The 16,091-nt window shown below is 67.3% G+C and carries 9 protein-coding genes; 6 read left to right on the top strand and 3 right to left on the bottom strand.

Annotated features, from left to right (window positions below; translation table 11 throughout):
- Positions 1 to 69 precede the first annotated feature (69 nt).
- Positions 70 to 3,267: an ELWxxDGT repeat protein gene (locus AC16DP_RS42755; protein WP_329730448.1), complete on the bottom strand. Its 3,198-nt coding sequence runs from the start codon at positions 3,265 to 3,267 to the stop codon at positions 70 to 72.
- A gap of 314 nt (positions 3,268 to 3,581) precedes the next feature.
- Here AC16DP_RS42755 and AC16DP_RS42750 point away from each other — a divergent pair, with 314 nt between their 5' ends.
- Positions 3,582 to 5,066, top strand: coding sequence for a peptidase associated/transthyretin-like domain-containing protein (locus tag AC16DP_RS42750; protein WP_329730449.1), 1,485 nt, complete (start codon positions 3,582 to 3,584; stop codon positions 5,064 to 5,066).
- Positions 5,067 to 5,160: 94 nt separating this feature from the next.
- Here the strand turns inward: AC16DP_RS42750 and AC16DP_RS42745 are convergent, their stop codons facing one another.
- Positions 5,161 to 7,038, bottom strand: coding sequence for a two-component system sensor histidine kinase NtrB (locus AC16DP_RS42745; RefSeq protein ID WP_329730450.1), 1,878 nt, complete (start codon positions 7,036 to 7,038; stop codon positions 5,161 to 5,163).
- Between the two features lie 238 nt (positions 7,039 to 7,276).
- Between AC16DP_RS42745 and solA the strand changes: the two genes are divergently transcribed.
- A complete protein-coding gene (gene solA / locus AC16DP_RS42740) occupies positions 7,277 to 8,398 on the top strand; it encodes an N-methyl-L-tryptophan oxidase (protein ID WP_329730451.1) in 1,122 nt (373 codons plus the stop codon).
- A gap of 28 nt (positions 8,399 to 8,426) precedes the next feature.
- Here solA and AC16DP_RS42735 read toward each other — a convergent pair whose 3' ends face one another.
- Positions 8,427 to 9,458 carry an alpha/beta fold hydrolase gene (locus AC16DP_RS42735; protein ID WP_329730452.1) on the bottom strand — a complete coding sequence of 344 codons (1,032 nt, stop codon included), beginning with the start codon at positions 9,456 to 9,458 and terminating at the stop codon, positions 8,427 to 8,429.
- Between the two features lie 117 nt (positions 9,459 to 9,575).
- Here AC16DP_RS42735 and AC16DP_RS42730 point away from each other — a divergent pair, with 117 nt between their 5' ends.
- The 4 genes from AC16DP_RS42730 (at position 9,576) to AC16DP_RS42715 (ending at position 15,848) form a co-directional block, all read left to right on the top strand.
- On the top strand, positions 9,576 to 9,746 hold the full coding sequence (locus tag AC16DP_RS42730; protein WP_329730453.1) for a hypothetical protein: 171 nt from the start codon (positions 9,576 to 9,578) through the stop codon (positions 9,744 to 9,746).
- Positions 9,747 to 9,862: 116 nt separating this feature from the next.
- Positions 9,863 to 12,769 carry a type I restriction endonuclease subunit R gene (locus AC16DP_RS42725; protein WP_329730454.1) on the top strand — a complete coding sequence of 969 codons (2,907 nt, stop codon included), beginning with the start codon at positions 9,863 to 9,865 and terminating at the stop codon, positions 12,767 to 12,769.
- Positions 12,766 to 14,352, top strand: a complete 1,587-nt coding sequence (locus AC16DP_RS42720; RefSeq protein ID WP_329730455.1) for a restriction endonuclease subunit S — start codon at positions 12,766 to 12,768, stop codon at positions 14,350 to 14,352. Before AC16DP_RS42725 ends, AC16DP_RS42720 begins: the two co-directional genes overlap by 4 nt.
- Complete coding sequence (locus tag AC16DP_RS42715; protein ID WP_329730456.1) at positions 14,349 to 15,848, top strand: class I SAM-dependent DNA methyltransferase; 1,500 nt, start codon at positions 14,349 to 14,351, stop codon at positions 15,846 to 15,848. The genes AC16DP_RS42720 and AC16DP_RS42715 overlap by 4 nt, the downstream gene beginning before the upstream one ends.
- The last annotated feature ends 243 nt before the right edge of the window (positions 15,849 to 16,091 follow it).

The raw sequence follows: 16,091 nt of genomic DNA, 5'->3' as shown, positions 1-16,091 counted from the left end.
AAGCCGCTCCGCGCGCCAGGTGCGCAAGTCCATGCGGCGGCAACCCGATGGCTTCCGCCGGTCATGCGCTCAGCGCGGGATGCGGCGGCGCGGTCTCAGCAGGGCCAGCATCAGCACCAGGCCCCATGAGGCCAGCGTACCGGAAGAGCCCGCCGTCCGGCAGGCGCACCCTTGCGCTGTGGGCGGCTGCACGGCGGGTGCTTGGACATGCACCTCGAAAGCGCACTGCCTGCTGTTGCCGGCCGCATCCGTGGCGGTGACGGACACGGCCGTGGTGCCCACGGGGAAGCGGGTGCCGGAGGCCTGGCTATAGGTGAGCGAGACCTCTCCCCGGTCATCGCTCGCCTGGGCGGGCGGGTACGTCACCTCGACGCCCGAGTCCTCCGTGGCCTGCGCACGGACATCCTGCGGGCAGGTGAGAGTGGGCGCGAGGGCATCCGGGACCACGAAGCTCCAGGGCTCCAGTCCGTGCACCCCGTCATCGGCCAGGAGGACGACGCGATCCCCGAAGCGCCGCAAGAAGCCGAACACGGAGGAGTCCGGGCCGGGAGCCAGATCGGCGAGGAGCGAGGTGCCACCGGCCGTGCCATCCGTGACCCACGGCTCGAGACCGTGCACCCCATCCGTCCCGAAGAAGAGCAGCAGGCCCACGTCCTCCAGCGCGAGCAATGGACCGAGCACCCCGCTCGCGGGCCCGGGGCGTAGCTCCCTGACGCGCACCGTGCCCTCGGGAGTACCGTCCGTCTTCCACAGCTCGTAGCCGTGCTCGGCCTCATAGCCCACGAAGAACACCTGGCTCCCCAGGGCCGTGAAGAAGGTGTTGAGGGACTCCGCATCGGAGGCGCCGGCCTGGAGGGTCCTCAGGGCGCGGGTACCCGCTCCCGTTCCATCGCTCTTCCACACCACGGTGCCGCCGGTGGCCTCCCGCGTCGTGAAGTAGAAGGCGCCATTGGCCGCGGCGGGCAGGTAATCGACGCTCGAGTCTGGCGCTCCGGGCGTGAGATCCGCGACGAGGACGGTGCCCGCCTCGGTGCCGTCGCTCTTCCACAACTCCACGCCGTGAACGCCATCGTCCGCGAACAAGAAGACCTCCCCACCCACGGCCGTGATCAAGGGCAGCCCGATACCTGGCTGCGCACCGGCGCGGATGTCCTTGACGAGCACGGTGCCGGACCCGGTTCCATCGCTCTTCCACAATTCCAGACCATGAGTGCCGTCATCCGCGAAGAAGAAGACCGTCCCGCCCACGGTCGCGGCCTGGTACTCGAAACCCGAGCCCGACTCCGGGCCGGAGAGGATGTCCTTGACGAGCTGGGTGCCCGCCTCGGTGCCGTCGCTCTTCCACAGCTCGAAGCCGTGCACCCCGTCATCCACGACGAAGAAGAGCGCTCTGTCCGTCTCCGCGAGCCAGACATACTCTTGGAAGCCTGACTCCGGGCCGGAGCGGATGTCCTTGACGAGCTGGGTGCCCGCCTCGGTGCCGTCGCTCTTCCACAGCTCGTGGCCGTGCACCCCGTCATCCGCGAAGAAGAAGACCTGCTCCCCCAGGCGGGCATGGGGCGCGGCGACGAACCCTCGAGCACTCTCGGTCGGAGCCGTGGACCGGATGACCCTGGCACGTGTGGTGCTGGCCTCGGTGCCCTCGCTCCTCCACAGCTCGAGTCCTCGCGCATCCTCCACGGAGAACAGCAGGGTGTTCCCCACCTGCTCCATCGGCGCGGCGCCGGAGCCGAGCGGCGCCGCACGGCGCCGGAGTGGCGCGGTCCCCTCGGCGGTGCCATCGCTCACCCAGAGCTGGGGCCGGGAGCTCGAAGCGTCGGAGGGCCGGACATCGAAGAAGAGCCTGTCGCGGACAGAGAACAGGCTGCCGTGACGGAGGGTGCTGCCGGGCTCGCTCAGCGTGTACACCCGCCGGGTTCCCGCGAGCGTTCCATCGCTCCCCCACAACTCGAGCCCCCCGTCGCCGCGCTCGTAGAGGAAGAAGAGCTGACCACCCAGGCCCACCAGTGGCGAACGCTCGGGAGCCCGCAAGGAGCGAACCCCCAGCACCGCGAGCCGGACGGTGCCCGAAGCCGTGCCATCGCTCGTCCACAGCTCCTGCTCGCGCGAGCCGCCGCTGTTCCTGCCGGTGAAGAAGAGCCGCCCGTTCACCTCCGCCAGGCGATCGGGAAAACAGGTGTTGGACGCCAACCGCGAGGTCCCCTCGGGCGTGCCATCGGTCCTGTGGAGCCCGGAGTCCGAGAGGACGAGCACCGCGCCCCCCATGGCGCGCATCTCCCGGACACCGTACACCGTCGAGGAGATGAGCACCGTGCCCGCGCTCGTGCCATCACTGCGCCACAGGCCGCCCTCGGCGTGGATGATCAACCGCTCGCCGAAGGCGATGCCAGCGCTCATCATCCAGGAGGACTCCAGGAGCTGGAGGGTCCCCGCGGCCGTGCCATCACTCCGCCAGAGTTGCTCCTTCCCATTGGACCGGGTCACCATGAAAAGGGTGGAGCCCGCCGCGACCAACTGACGGATTTCAACCGGTGGACCCTCTGGCGCGCCCTCCCACACCTCGAGGGTGCCCGCCTCCGTCCCGTCGCTCTTCCACAGCGTGTGGGGGCCCTCTCGCTCCCCGGTGATGAAGAAGAGCGTGCTCCCCGCGGGAGTCAGCATGAAAAGGCTGGTGTCGGCGGGTCCCGGGGTCAGGTCCTTCACGCGACGGGTGCCCTCGGGGGTACCGTCACTTCTCCAGAGCTCCGCGCCTGCCTCGTCCAGGCGCGCGTTGAAGTAGAGGGTTCCGCTCAGCTCCGCCGAGGGGAAGTTCCCGGAGGGATCGATGAACTGCCGGGGAGGACCGTGCCGGACGAGGACCGTGCCCGCCGGAGTGCCGTCCGACTTCCAGAGTCCCTCGCCCCAGTCGTCCCGGGCCAGGAAGAGCATCTGGGAGCCGAGGGTGACGAAGTGTTGGGGGGACGAGCCGGTACGTCCCGGGTAGATGTCCGCCAGCCGGAAGGTGCCCTCGGGGGTTCCATCGCTTCTCCAGACCTCGTTGTCGACCATGTCGAAGTGGGAGGTATCGAAGGCGGGTGCATGCTCGAAGTACACGAGGCCCCCCGCGGAGCCCATCTCGCTACCGACGTGGCCGAGCGCCTCGGCCGCCTCCGGGCGGATGTCGCGGAGCAACGTGGGCGTGGGGAGCGGTGGAGCCGCCTGGGCGGGGAGCGCGAGCCAGGCGAGAAGGAACAGGGGAATACGCGAACGCCAGCGGCGAGGTGTCATGGGCCATTCTCCGAGTGGATGAAGCCCCGGCCCCCCTGCGGCCCATCATCCTCGAGTGCACTCCTGCCGCCCACGCCACGTGCCGCCTTGGAGTTCACCACCAGAACCGTGGCTCCTCGTTACCCTATACAGCCCATGCCAGGCTGTCTGGCATGATCGGGTTGCTGTCTTCAATTGGACACCTGATTCGCGTGAGCCCCATGCTCCAGCACCGGCGACGAGCCGCGATGATTCCCACCGCCTCAAGCCGCTCGCGTTGCTAGAAGGCCGCGCCGGTCTCCACTCCAGGGGACCCGTGCACCGAGCGAGTGACGATGCTTCCGAATCGAATCCTGGCCTCCCTGCTGTCCTCTCTGGCACTTGTCCTGAGCGCCTGCCCGCCGCCTGACAGCCCCACTCCGGATGCTGGAGTGTTGCCCGACGTCTCGGGACAACGGGCCGTGCTCTCCATGACGAGCACCGGAGAGGTCCGCATCCCGGTGGATCTCTCGGCCGCGCCCCCGCAGGCGCTCGTCCTGGAGGGGGATACCTTCGTCACCTACCCGGGGGAGGGCAGGGCGGATGGCACCTTCACCATCCCCAACGTCCCCGCTGGCACGTACTACCTGCGCGCCGAGCCCAACTTCTTCGTGGTGACGGACTCACGGCGGTTGGAGCTCTCCACGGAGCTCCTCGGCCGGCCGGATGCCGTGACCCAGCCCGCGGATGCCGGCGCCGCCGAAGTCGTCTTCGAGCTCGACAACCTCCACCCGTATCAGGCCACGGACGGCATCACCCTCTTCTCGCTCAACGCCAATGTGGCGCGCTTCCGGCTCACGCCCTCCATCGCCACCGCGGCCACCTCGGGCAGCTTCACCTATACGGTGCGCGCCGGCCAGCCGCTCGTGGACCCGGCCCGGGGAGATCGCGGCCTGCTCACCCAGCTCACCAGCCGCACCGCCACGCCCGAGGGCACCAGCGAGACCTTGCCCTACCGCTCCGTCAGCCGCTTCCTCGAGGCACCGGAGTTCCAGGCGCGGCCAGGCGAGAGGCAGACCCTCTCCGGCACCCTGACCGAGCCCCCCGCGCTCACGGCCTCCATCCACTGGGACCTCGCCTCGTACAGGAACCTGGCCAGCGCCGTGCACCCGCGCGCCACCGTGGTCTCGGAGGCCATGGTCTTCGACGTGCTGCCCGCGCCGCTCTCCTACAGCTACCGGAGCCTCCTCCCCCGGCTCTTCGAGCTCGCCCAGGGGCCCAGCGTGGCTCAGATGCACGCCACCTTCACCTATGCCAATCCCTATCCCGCGAGCTGGAACGCCGTGGGCGTCGCGGCCGTCCGCTATGCGGTGCCCTACCAGCTTCCCGGGACCACGAGCCCGGTGGTTCTCTTTGGTGGCGCCTCCATCACGGACACGCTTCCCAGCCTCCTCTCCAAGACGATTGCGTTTCCGTATGGTCCGGTGCTGCAGCCGCGCATCGGCGGCCAGGACGCCCGGCAACCCGTCACCCTCAACACCACCACCCCCGAGTTGAGCTGGACGGCCCCCGTCTCCCTGCCGGACATGCACTACATCGTCTTCGTCCAGGAGCTCTCGGCACAGGGCTCCGCGACGGTGAGCAGGCTCGTGGGCACCCTGCTGACGGATGACACCCGGTTGCGGCTGCCGCCCGGCCTGCTGTCATCGGGCAAGTCGTATGTCTTCACCTTCGACGTGAACACCACCCCGGGCAACGATCTGCTCCGCCAGGTGTTCCTCCGCCTCCCCATCCCCATCACGGGGGTGGAGACCCTCTCGGAAATCGTCACCGTCGAATAGTGTCGTTCTCGAGCAACTCCCGCGGGACGCGCGCGCTGATGCGGGCGTCCCCGCTCAGACCGGGGCACCGGCTCCAGGAGCCGGCGCGGGGGGCTCATTTCACCAGCCCTGGCCCGGGCTCCTCCTCCAATGGCAGCTCCAGGGTGAAGGTGGCACCCTGGCCGGGGCCAGGACTGTCGCAGGTGAGCCGCCCGTGCAACTCCTTGGCGGACAGGGCGCTGATGTGCAGGCCGAAGCCATGGCCTGTCTTCTTGGTGGTGAAGCCCTGCGTGAACAGGCGCTGCAGGTTCTCCGGGGCGATGCCCACGCCGTTGTCCTTCACCTCGATGCGCACCCGCTCTCCGTCAGGCGCCCGCTGGATGCCGATGCTCAGCCGCTTGTCCTTCCGCGGGCTGTCCATCAACGCATGCCGCGCGTTGCTCAGCAGGTTGACGAGGATCTGCAGCAGCTTGTGCCGATCCACGGAGAGCGGCGGCACCGGGGCGTAGTCGCGCTCGACGCGGATGCCCAGCTGCTCGAAGGACGCGGCGTGCAGGCGCAGCGCCTCGTCGATGAGGACGGGCATGGCCACCTGCTCCCTCACGCCCGCGGAGCTCGCATGCCGCTGCTGCATGCTGACGATGGACTTGATGTGCTCCACCCCCTCGCTCAGGGAGCGCATCTCCTGGAGCAGGGCGTCGCGCTCCTCCTCCAGCTGCTCGGACAGGGCCAGGAGGAAGGCCGGGAACTGCTGGCCCCGCGGATCCCGGGTGAGGAAGGTGGGCAGCTCCACGGTGTGCTCGCTCAGGAGCCGGGCGGCACGGGTCAGGCTGGAGACACGTGACAGGCGCAGCCGGTCCATGACGAGACTGGTGGAGACGTTCACGCTGTTGAGGGTGTTGCCCACGTTGTGGAGCACGCCCGTGGCGATCTCCGCCATGCCCGCCTGCCGGGACACATCCAGCAGCGTCCGGTGCATCTCTTCCAGCCGGGCCTCGGCCTGCCGGCGGGGGGTGATGTCCCGCGCGAAGAGCGTCAGCCCCACCACCTGGCCGTCCCCATCCCGCAGGGGGCTGAGGCTGATGTCCATGAGGCGGCGGGAGCCCTGGACCTCGAACTCTTCCTCGAACCGCTCGCGCTGGCCGGCGTGCACCCGGGCCACGTGCGGGGCCCAGCGCTGGCGGCGCTCCGGCTCCATCCAGAAGGGCTGGCCCACCCCGGGCTCATGGCCGAAACGCTGGAGGTGCAGCCGCCTCGCCGCGGAGTTGGCGGTCAGCAGGCGGCCCTTCTTGTCCAGCGAGAGCACCGGATCCTCCGTGCTCTCCACGAGGGTGCTGAGCTTGTTCTCACTGAGCTGGAGCGCCTTCAGCGTCCGCTCGAGCGAGCCCTGGGCGGAGTCCCGCGCGGCGTTGTGCAGCGAGCCCACGCCCCAGGCTCCCACCAGCGCCAGGCCGGCGAAGATGTGCCCGATCCACATCAGGTACGGCGTGGGAGGCGGAATGACGGGTTGGACGAGGGTGACGTAGAGCGGGTAGCCCAGACTGAGGGTCACGAGCAGGAACAGGGTGATGAACAGCCCCACGCGAGCGCCGGACAGGTACACGGCGATGACGGGGATCAGGGTGCAGAGGGCGTGGGTGCTGATGAAGGGGGAATGGCCCTCCCAGGCGGCGGCGATGAGCACGAGCGACAAGGCCGTCAACAGCAGGGCCGTGGGCGGCCCGATGGTGGCCGAGTGGCGCGTGAGCAGCAGGACGCTGGCGTAGATCAGACAGGCGGCGAGGCTGGGGTAGGGGGGCAGGCCCGACAAGACGGCCGCCACCGTGTAGAGCAGGTTGAAGACGATGAAGAAGCAAGCGGTGCCCACCACGAGCCGGTAGCGGACGAGGTCCGTGGGCGACCCGTGACGCAGGGACTCCGAGAGCAGGGAGTCCAGCCGCTCCAGGAGCCAGGAGCGCGAGGCGGGGGGCGGGGGAGAAGGAAGGGTTTCCATGGCCGGGCACGCGAGCGGGGGCCGATATCCGCCGCCTGTCCGGAGGAGTATAGGAAGGATGGAAGGCCGAGGTCAGGAGCGTGGCTCGGCGCCGCTTCGCCCAGATGGACGACCGGCTCTACATGCCGCTGTGCATCGGGCTCGCGGCCGCGCTGGCGGCCGTGGTCCTTCTGCCGCGCCCCTGAGCCCTCTGCCCGAAGAGCTGCAAGTGCACGGTGGACTGCGGTTAGATGGCGGAATGGCACGCATCGCGATTCTGGGAGCGGGAGGAGTGGGCAGCGCGACGGCCCGGTTCCTCGCTCACGAGGGACACTCCGTCACCGTCGTGGAGCAGTTCTCGCCTGACCATGATCAGGGCAGCTCGTATGGCTCGTCGCGAATCATCCGCAAGACGTACACGGATGGGCTCTACACGTCGCTGATGGGCGAGGCCTACCCGCTCTGGGACGCGCTGGAGCGCGAGGCGGGGGAGTCGCTCTTCGTGCGCACGGGAGGCCTGTTCTTCGCTCCCAGCGAGCATCCGGAGCTGGCGGCCATCCGCCGGGCGCTCGGAGCGCACCGGGTGCCCTTCGAGGAGCTGGATGCCACCGCCTGCGCCCGGAGGTTCCCCGGGTTCCGGCTGCGGGCAGGGGAGTCGGGGGTGTTCGAGCCCGAGGCGGGTTTCCTCCGGGCCTCCGCGTGTGTGCGTGCCCAGCTCCGGCTTGCGTCGGCGCACGGTGCCCAGGTGCGTGCGGGAGCGCGGGTGGAGGCACTCGAGCCGCGGGCGCGAGGCATCGCCCTGGTACTCGCGGGAGGCGAGGTGCTCGAGTTCGACCGGGTGGTGGTGTGCGCGGGGCCCTGGACGGCCCGGCTGCTGGCGGGGCACGTGTCCCTGCCGTTCACGGTGACGCGGCAGGTGTACTGTCATTTCGAGCCCTCGGCGCCACTGGCGGAGTTCAGCGCGGAGCGCTTTCCGGTGTGGATCGACTTCGGCGCGAACTCCTATGGCTTTCCGTACGATGGGCAGCAGCCCGGCGTGAAGGTGGCGTTGCATCAGTCGGGCCTGCCCACGGATCCCCACCGGGTGGACCGGGAGGTGCACGAGTCGGATAGAGAGCCGCTGCGTCAGGCGTGCGCGGAACACCTGCCTGGCTTGTCGCCGCGCGTGGTGTTGGAGAAGGTGTGTCTGTACACGATGACGCCGGACGAGGACTTCGTGGTGGACCGGCTGCCGGGAGAGCCTCGGGTGACGGTGGTGGGCGGCTTGAGCGGGCACGGGTTCAAGTTCACCGTCCTGCTCGGCCGCCTCGCCGCGTGGATGGCCACGGACCACCCCATTCCCTGGGAGCTGTCACGCTTCGCAATGGCTCGCTTCGCGTGAGCTCCACGCTCCAGCACCGGCGTTCGAATCAGACGGGCAGTAAATCGGGCGCTCTCTGCTTCCGAGGAGAGACCGCGACCGGCCGCACCAGCTCGGCCATCAAGGTATTGAACCTGGCCGGTTCATCGACGAACGGCTCGTGTCCGGACTCGTCGAACCAGACGAGTCTCTTCGACGGCGCGGTCAGTGCTTCGAAATAGGCCAGACTGGCTTCGTTCGGAACCCAGTGATCGCGGCGTCCGAGGAAGAAGAACACGGGCACCTGCAGGACGGGTGCGGCCTTCAGGAGATTCAGCTTCGAAACCTCGGCCCACATGGTGTCGAGAGAGAACCGGAAGCCACGCAGCAGGTTGGGCAGATCGAAGACCGATGCTTCCGGCCCGCCGAGAAGAACTCGTCCCCATGTCCAGAAGGTCCTCGCGCTCAGCTCGCCCCCGAGCCGCTGCGCCCAGGTGCGCTCGATCAGCAAGCGCCTGGCATCATGGGGCGGGGGGCCGATGGCGCGCAGCTTCTTCAAGGCCTTGCGGTGGTTGAGGCGCTGCGCTTCAGCGAGCACGTAGTCATACGATGACGACTCGCCCGCCGCCCAATCACCGACCTGTCCGCTTCCGACGTAGGCCGCGACCTTCTCCGGGTGCCGCGCCGTATAGAGGACGCCGAGCGCGGAGCCCCAGGAGTGCCCGTAGAGCACCACCTCTTTCTTCCCGAGGCGTTTGCAGACCTGATCGACCAGCTCTTCGAGATCCGAGAGGAACTGCTCGACGGTCATCGAGGAGCTGGGGAGCTTGCGGTCGAACGATTTGCCGCTGCCGCGCTGGTCCCAGTAGACGACGGTGAAGCTCTTCTCGAGCGGCGCATTGAAGTGACGGAAGAACCCCATCTCGGTGAGGCCTGGCCCGCCGTAGAGGAGGATCAGCGGGGGATTGGCGACGCTCTCGCCACGGATCATCACCCACTGCTCGATCCCGCCGAGACGGAGGTACTTGACCTCCGCGATGCTGTCCGGAACGAACTGGCCCTCGGGCCCCTGGAAGGGCAGCGTCCGACCCAGATGTTTCATGTGCTCGCCTCCTCAGGCGGAAGCTGGCTCCAGGCGCGTGGTGCCGCAACCCGTGCTCACCTGCCTGCTGCCCTCCGCCTGGCAGGCCCTGCCCCTCCATCCGAGACGTGGCGGAGGATGGCGGCCAGGAACCCGAGTGCGGCCAGACTCGAGACCCCGGCCAAGGTCGATACCCTGACGAACAACATCAACGCGGGGCTGCTGGATCAGCGCAGCTGGGCCACCAGGCTGTGGGACCGGAACCCCGAGCCGCCGCTCCAGTCCATGATTGACCATCTGGAGAAGTGAGCGCGCTCCAGGAGTCCGCTGACGGGTTCGATTCACGCCCAGCAAAGGAGGGCCCCAGCCGGAAGCGTACTTTGAGATCGCCGTGAGCGGGGCTTTCAGCGAAAATCGGCGCCCTGATGCCGACGCCCGAAGCTGCTGCCCGCGAGAACATTGACGCTGCGCTCCAGAGCGCTGGTTGGCACGTCCAGGACTTCGCCGAGCTCAACCTCGCCGCTGGGCTGGGGGTGGCCGTCCGCGAGTTCCCCCTGGCACGCGGCCACGGCAAGGCCGACTACGCCCTCTACGTCGCCGGGAAGCTGGCCGGTGTCGTCGAAGCCAAGAAAGAGGGCACCCTCCTCACCGGCATCGAGGTGCAGTCGGAGAAGTACGCGCGTGGCGTGCCCCCCCTCATCCCCGCCCATGTCGTCCCGCTGCCGTTCCTCTACGAGAGCACGGGCGTGGAGACGCAGTTCACCAACCGCCTGGATCCGGAACCCCGCAGCCGCCGCCTCTTCCACTTCCACACGCCCGAGACACTGGCCGAGTGGCTCGACCCGGAGCAGAACCCACCCCCGCTGCTCCCCCTCGAGAACGGCAAGCCCGCGCCGCGCAGTCTCCTGCCCTCCACCCTGCGGCTGCGCCTCCGCCAGATGCCGGACGTCGAGCCCAAGGGCCTCTGGCCCGCCCAGCTCAAGGCCGTGCGCAACCTCGAGGCCTCTCTGTACGCCGGCAAGCCGCGCGCCCTCATCCAGATGGCCACCGGCTCCGGGAAGACCTTCACCGCGGTCAGCTCCATCTACCGGCTCATCAAGTCCGGGGGAGCCAAGAGGGTCCTGTTCCTCGTGGACCGCGCCAACCTCGGCCGCCAGACGCTCAAGGAGTTCCAGCAGTACGTCACTCCAGACGACGGCCGGAAGTTCCACGAGCTGTACAACGTCCAGCACCTCACCTCGAACAAGCTCGACCCGGTGGCCAAGGTCTGCATCGCCACCATCCAGCGCGTCTACTCCATGCTCTCGGGCCAGGAGCTGAAGGAAGACGACGAGGAAATCTCCGCCTTCACCACGCTCACCGACTTGAGCACCCAGCCGCTCCCGGTCCCCTACAACCCCAGCATCCCCGTCGAGTTCTTCGACTTCCTGTGGACCGACGAGGCCCACCGCTCCATCTACAACCTGTGGCGCCAGGTGCTGGAGTACTTCGACTCGTTCCTCATCGGCCTCACCGCGACGCCTTCCAAGCAGACCCTCGGCTTCTTCCACCAGAACCTCGTCATGGAGTACGGCCACGAGGCCGCCGTCGGCGACAGCGTGAACGTGCCCTTCGACGTGTACCGCATCCGCACCCGCATCACCGAGGGCGGCTCGAAGGTGGAGGCGGGCCTCTTCGTGGACAAGCGCGACCGCGAGTCCCGGGCCGTCCGGTGGCAGAAGCTCGATGAGGACCTGACCTACTCCGCCAACCAGCTCGACCGGGACGTGGTGGCGGAGGATCAGCTGCGCACCGTCATCCGCACCTTCAAGGACCGGCTCTTCACCGAGATCTTCCCCGGCCGCAAGGAAGTCCCCAAGACGCTCATCTTCGCCAAGGACGACTCCCACGCCGACGACATCGTCCGCGTCGTCCGCGAGGAGTTCGGCAAGGGCAACGCGTTCTGCGAGAAGATCACCTACCGCACCGGCACCGCTCGCCTCGTCACGAAGAAGAAGGGGCCCGGCGGCAAGGAAGTCGAGGAGGTCACCTACAAGGCCACCGGCATCAAGCCCGAGGATCTGCTCTCCTCGTTCCGCAACTCCTACAACCCGCGCATCGCCGTGACGGTGGACATGGTCGCCACCGGCACCGACATCAAGCCGCTGGAAATCGTGATGTTCATGCGCACGGTGAAGAGCCGCAACTTCTTCGAGCAGATGAAGGGGCGCGGGGTCCGCGTCATCAGCCCGAGCGACCTCCAGTCGGTGACGCCCGACGCCCCCGCCAAGACGCACTTCATCCTCGTGGACTGCGTGGGCATGTGTGAGAGCGACTTCGTCGATACCCGCCCGCTGGAGAAGCAGCCCGCCGTGGCCTTCGACAAGCTGCTCCACGTGGTGGCCGCCGGCGGCACGGACCGCGAGGTCATCTCCTCGCTGGCCAGCCGTCTGGCCCGGATGAATCAACGGCTGGGCAAGCCCGAGAAGGAGCGGCTCGCCCGGTTGGCCCACGGCAAGTCGCTGGAAGAGCTGGTGGGCGGGCTGGTGGAGGCGCTGGATCCGGACAGGCACGTCGAGGCGGCGCGGGTGGCCAACAAGCTACTTACTGGAGAAGAGCCCACGGCGGCGCAGGTCTCCAAGGCTGCGGAGGCGGCGATCCGGGCGGCGGTGGCTCCGCTGGCGGCGAACCCGGACTTGCGCAACGAGCTCGCCTTCATCAAGCGCAGCTTCGAGCAGACGCTCGACACGGTCAGCGTGGACACGGTGCTGGGAGCGGGCTTCGACGCCGCCGCCACCGAGAAGGCGCGCGGGCTGGTGCAGTCCTTCGAGCAGTACATCGAGGAGCACAAGGACGAGCTCACCGCCATCCAGGTGCTGTACTCGCAGCCGTACGCGAAGCGGCTCACGTTCAAGGACATCAAGGCGCTGGCCGAGGACATCAAGGCCCCGCCCCGGACGTGGACGCCCGAGGCGCTCTGGCGGGCGTACGAGACGCTCGACAAGTCGAAGGTGCGAGGGGCTGGAGGCCAGCGGTTGCTCACGGACATCGTGTCGCTGGTGCGCTTCGCGCTCCACAAGGACCGGCAGCTGGTGCCCTTCACGGATCAGGTGGAGGAGCGGTTCCAGAACTGGCTGGCCCAGCAGGAGAACCGGGGACGGAAGTTCTCAGAGGAGCAGCGCCAGTGGTTGGCGCTCATCAAGGACCACGTCGCCGCGAGCTTCAGGATCGAGAGGGACGACTTCGAGGACGTGCCCTTCAACCAGAAGGGCGGGCTCGGACGGGTCCATCAGGTGTTCGCGGGCAAGCTCGATGAGCTGCTCGAAGAGCTGAATGAGGTGTTGGTCGCGTGAATGATCGTCAGCAGCCGCTGCCGCCCCAGTGGGCGTGGACAACTCTTGGGACCGTCGCCGAGGTGCGTCTCGGAAAGATGCTCTCCCCAAAGGCTTACGAAAAGGGCCTCGCCCAGCTTCCTTACCTACGAAACGAGAATGTTCGTTGGGGACATATCGACTTTACCGACGTGAAGCTGATGGGTTTCAAGTCCGACGAGCTCGCTCGCTATCAAGTCAATGACGGGGACCTACTGGTCTGCGAGGGAGGCGAACCGGGTCGTGCCGCAGTCTTCAGTGGGAAGTCAGGCCAGTACATGTACCAGAAGGCGCTCCACCGAGTGCGCCCGCGCTGCGACGTGGTGAACACGAAGTTCCTTCAGCTCTTTTTCCAACACGGTGCAGGACAAGCTTCAACGTCACAAACGACGATTGCGCACCTTCCCTTGGAGAAGATGCTCGCACTTGCTCTTCCATTGCCGCCTCGTGCAGAGCAAGAACGCATCGTTTCAGAGGCTGAGCGGCAGTTCACTCGTCTCGATGCCGGAGTCGCCGCACTCAAGCGCGTACAGGCCCAGCTCAAGCGCTACCGGGCCTCGGTCCTGAAGGCCGCGTGCGAGGGGCGTCTGGTTCCGACCGAGGCCGAACTCGCCCGCCGCGAGAAGCGCGACTACGAGCCCGCCGAAAGGCTGCTCGCCCGCATCATCAAGGAGCGTCGCGCCCGCTGGGAGGCCGACCAGTTCGCCAAGATGAAGGCGGCCGGCAAGCTACCCAAGGACGACAAGTGGAAGGCGAAATACATCGAGCCCGCCGTCCCAGATACCGCTGCCCTGCCACCACTGCCCAGCGGCTGGGTTTGGGCGACCCTTGAGCAACTCGCCGCAGACGAGCCGAACTCGATCACAGATGGTCCGTTTGGGTCGAACCTAAAGTCTGAACACTACGTTGAAGCAGGCCCCCGAGTCGTTCGCCTTCAGAATATCGGTGAGGGGCGATTCCTCGACGAACACGCTCACATTTCTCGCGACCACTTTGACCGCCTAAAAAAGCACCGCGTTTATCCCGGAGATCTCGTGATAGCCGCTCTGAGTGAACGACCACCTCGGGCGTGTTCGATCCCGGAGTCGCTCGGTGACGCCATTGTCAAGGCGGACTGCGTCCGCTTCAAACCTGATGCGGCCCTCGCTCAGAGCAGGTACTTGCTTGCCACGCTCAACAGCGAGACAACTCGCGCTCTTCTGAGCGACAAGGTGCATGGTGTTGGCAGACCTCGGCTGAATCTCGGCGAAATCCGAAGCATTGCCATCCCGCTTCCTCCGCAACAGGAGCAACTCCGCATCATCGAGGAAGTCGAAGACCAATTCTCGATTATTGATGCCTCCGAAGCTTCTGTGCAGGCAGGACTTGTTCGTGCCGCGCATCTGAGACAAGCGATCCTTCGTCTTGCCTTCGAGGGCGCGCTAGTGCCGCAGAGCCCGAAAGACGAACCTGCCTCCAAGCTCCTTGAGCGCATCTCTGTCTCTGTGGAGAACAAGCCTCTACCCAAACAGGGCCGAGCGAAGCAGGCCACCGCTGTCCCCAAGATGAAGAAGGCAACGCGATGAGCAACCACTCGGCCCAAATCGTCCAGAAGCTCTGGAACTACTGCGATGTCCTCCGGGACGATGGCCTCTCCTACGGCGACTACATCGAGCAACTCACGTTCCTGCTCTTCCTCAAGATGGCCCACGAGCAGACCCAGGCTCCGTGGAACCGTCCATCGCTCCTTCCCAAGGGCTTCGACTGGCCCAGCCTGATGAGCAAGGAGGGCGACGCGCTCGAAACCCACTACCGCCACCTGCTGGAGACGCTGGGCAAGTCGAAGGGGACGCTGGGCCTCGTCTTCCGCAAGGCCCAGAACAAGATTCAAGACCCGGCGAAACTGCGCCGCCTCATCGTGGACCTGCTGGACCGCGAGCAGTGGTCGAGCCTCGACGCCGACGTGAAGGGCGACGCCTACGAGGGCCTGCTGGAGAAGACGGCCAGCCAGTCCGGGGCCGGGCAGTACTTCACCCCGAGAGCGTTGATCCGCGCCATCGTGGACGTGATGCAGCCCAAGCCGGGGGAGACCCTCGTGGACCCGGCCGTGGGGACCGGCGGCTTCCTGCTCGCGGCCCACGACTACATTGCCCGGAACCACAGGCTCGACAAGGACCAGAAGAAACACCTCAAGCTGGAGGCGCTGCGGGGGTGGGAGATCGCCGATACGCCCGCCCGCCTGTGCACGATGAACCTGCTGCTCCACGGCGTTGGCGGGGATGAGACTCCCATCGTCGTGGTGGATGACGCCATTCGCGGCGACCCGGGCAAGCGGTTCAAGATCGCGCTCTCCAATCCGCCCTTTGGCCGCAAGTCCTCCGTCACCGTCATCAACGAGGAGGGCGAGCAGGAGAAAGAGGCCCTCACCGTCGTGCGCGACGACTTCTGGGCCTCCACGAGCAACAAGCAGCTCAACTTCGTGCAGCACATCAAGACCCTGCTGGAGGTGAACGGGCGGGCGGCGGTGGTGGTGCCCGACAACGTGCTCTTCGAGGGCGGAGCGGGGGAGACGATTCGCCGCAAGCTGCTCCACGAGTGCGAGGTGCACACGCTGCTGCGGTTGCCGACGGGCATCTTCTACGCGCAGGGCGTGAAGGCGAACGTGCTGTTCTTCGAGAAGAAGCCGGGCCGGGAGAAGCCGTGGACCGAGAAGCTCTGGGTCTACGACCTGCGCACGAACAAGCACTTCACGCTGAAGACGAACCCGCTGAAGCGGGCGGATCTCGACGAGTTCGTTGCCTGCTACCTGCCGGAGAACCGGCACCAGCGCAAGGCGACGTGGTCCGAGAAGAAGGCGCCGGAGGGGCGCTGGCGCTCGTACGGGTACGAGGAGTTGCTCCAGCGGGACAAGGTGAGCCTGGACATCTTCTGGCTCAAGGACGAGTCATTGGAGGACTCCGCGAACCTGCCAGCACCGGATGTCATTGCCGGGGAGATCGTGGACGACCTGCGCGCGGCCCTGGAGCAGTTCGAGGCGATCCAGACGGACCTCTCGCGCAGGGGAGGGGCGCCGAGGGATTGAGGAGGGGGGAGGAGCATGTTGGCCATGTGCCCGCGGACTGCCGCTGAGCGGGTGCCTGGCGCTTGAGGCGCATCTGACCGCTGTGGTAGGGCGCGAGGCCATGAATACGGAACACTCCCCTGTGCTCGAGTTTCCAGCGTGGCTCTACGGCACCATCGCCGCCATCCGCCGCAAGGCGAGTGCCGAGGGCCGCTGGTGGGCCCGGGAGTACCTCGAGACGGGTGCCTTCCCCCAGCCCCGGCG

It is taken from the genome of Archangium sp., from assembly GCF_057119385.1.
The sequence above is the reverse complement of the archived record's forward strand: the minus strand, read 5'-3'. Positions and strand labels throughout refer to the sequence as shown.

Excerpts from the sequence above, each read along its gene's own strand:
- AC16DP_RS42755 (WP_329730448.1), bottom strand. The coding sequence starts at position 3,267 with ATGACACCTCGCCGCTGGCGTTCGCGTATTCCCCTGTTCCTTCTCGCC.
- AC16DP_RS42750 (WP_329730449.1), top strand. The coding sequence starts at position 3,582 with ATGCTTCCGAATCGAATCCTGGCCTCCCTGCTGTCCTCTCTGGCACTT.
- AC16DP_RS42745 (WP_329730450.1), bottom strand. The coding sequence starts at position 7,038 with ATGGAAACCCTTCCTTCTCCCCCGCCCCCCGCCTCGCGCTCCTGGCTC.
- solA (WP_329730451.1), top strand. The coding sequence starts at position 7,277 with ATGGCACGCATCGCGATTCTGGGAGCGGGAGGAGTGGGCAGCGCGACG.
- AC16DP_RS42735 (WP_329730452.1), bottom strand. The coding sequence starts at position 9,458 with ATGAAACATCTGGGTCGGACGCTGCCCTTCCAGGGGCCCGAGGGCCAG.
- AC16DP_RS42730 (WP_329730453.1), top strand. The coding sequence starts at position 9,576 with ATGGCGGCCAGGAACCCGAGTGCGGCCAGACTCGAGACCCCGGCCAAG.
- AC16DP_RS42725 (WP_329730454.1), top strand. The coding sequence starts at position 9,863 with ATGCCGACGCCCGAAGCTGCTGCCCGCGAGAACATTGACGCTGCGCTC.
- AC16DP_RS42715 (WP_329730456.1), top strand. The coding sequence starts at position 14,349 with ATGAGCAACCACTCGGCCCAAATCGTCCAGAAGCTCTGGAACTACTGC.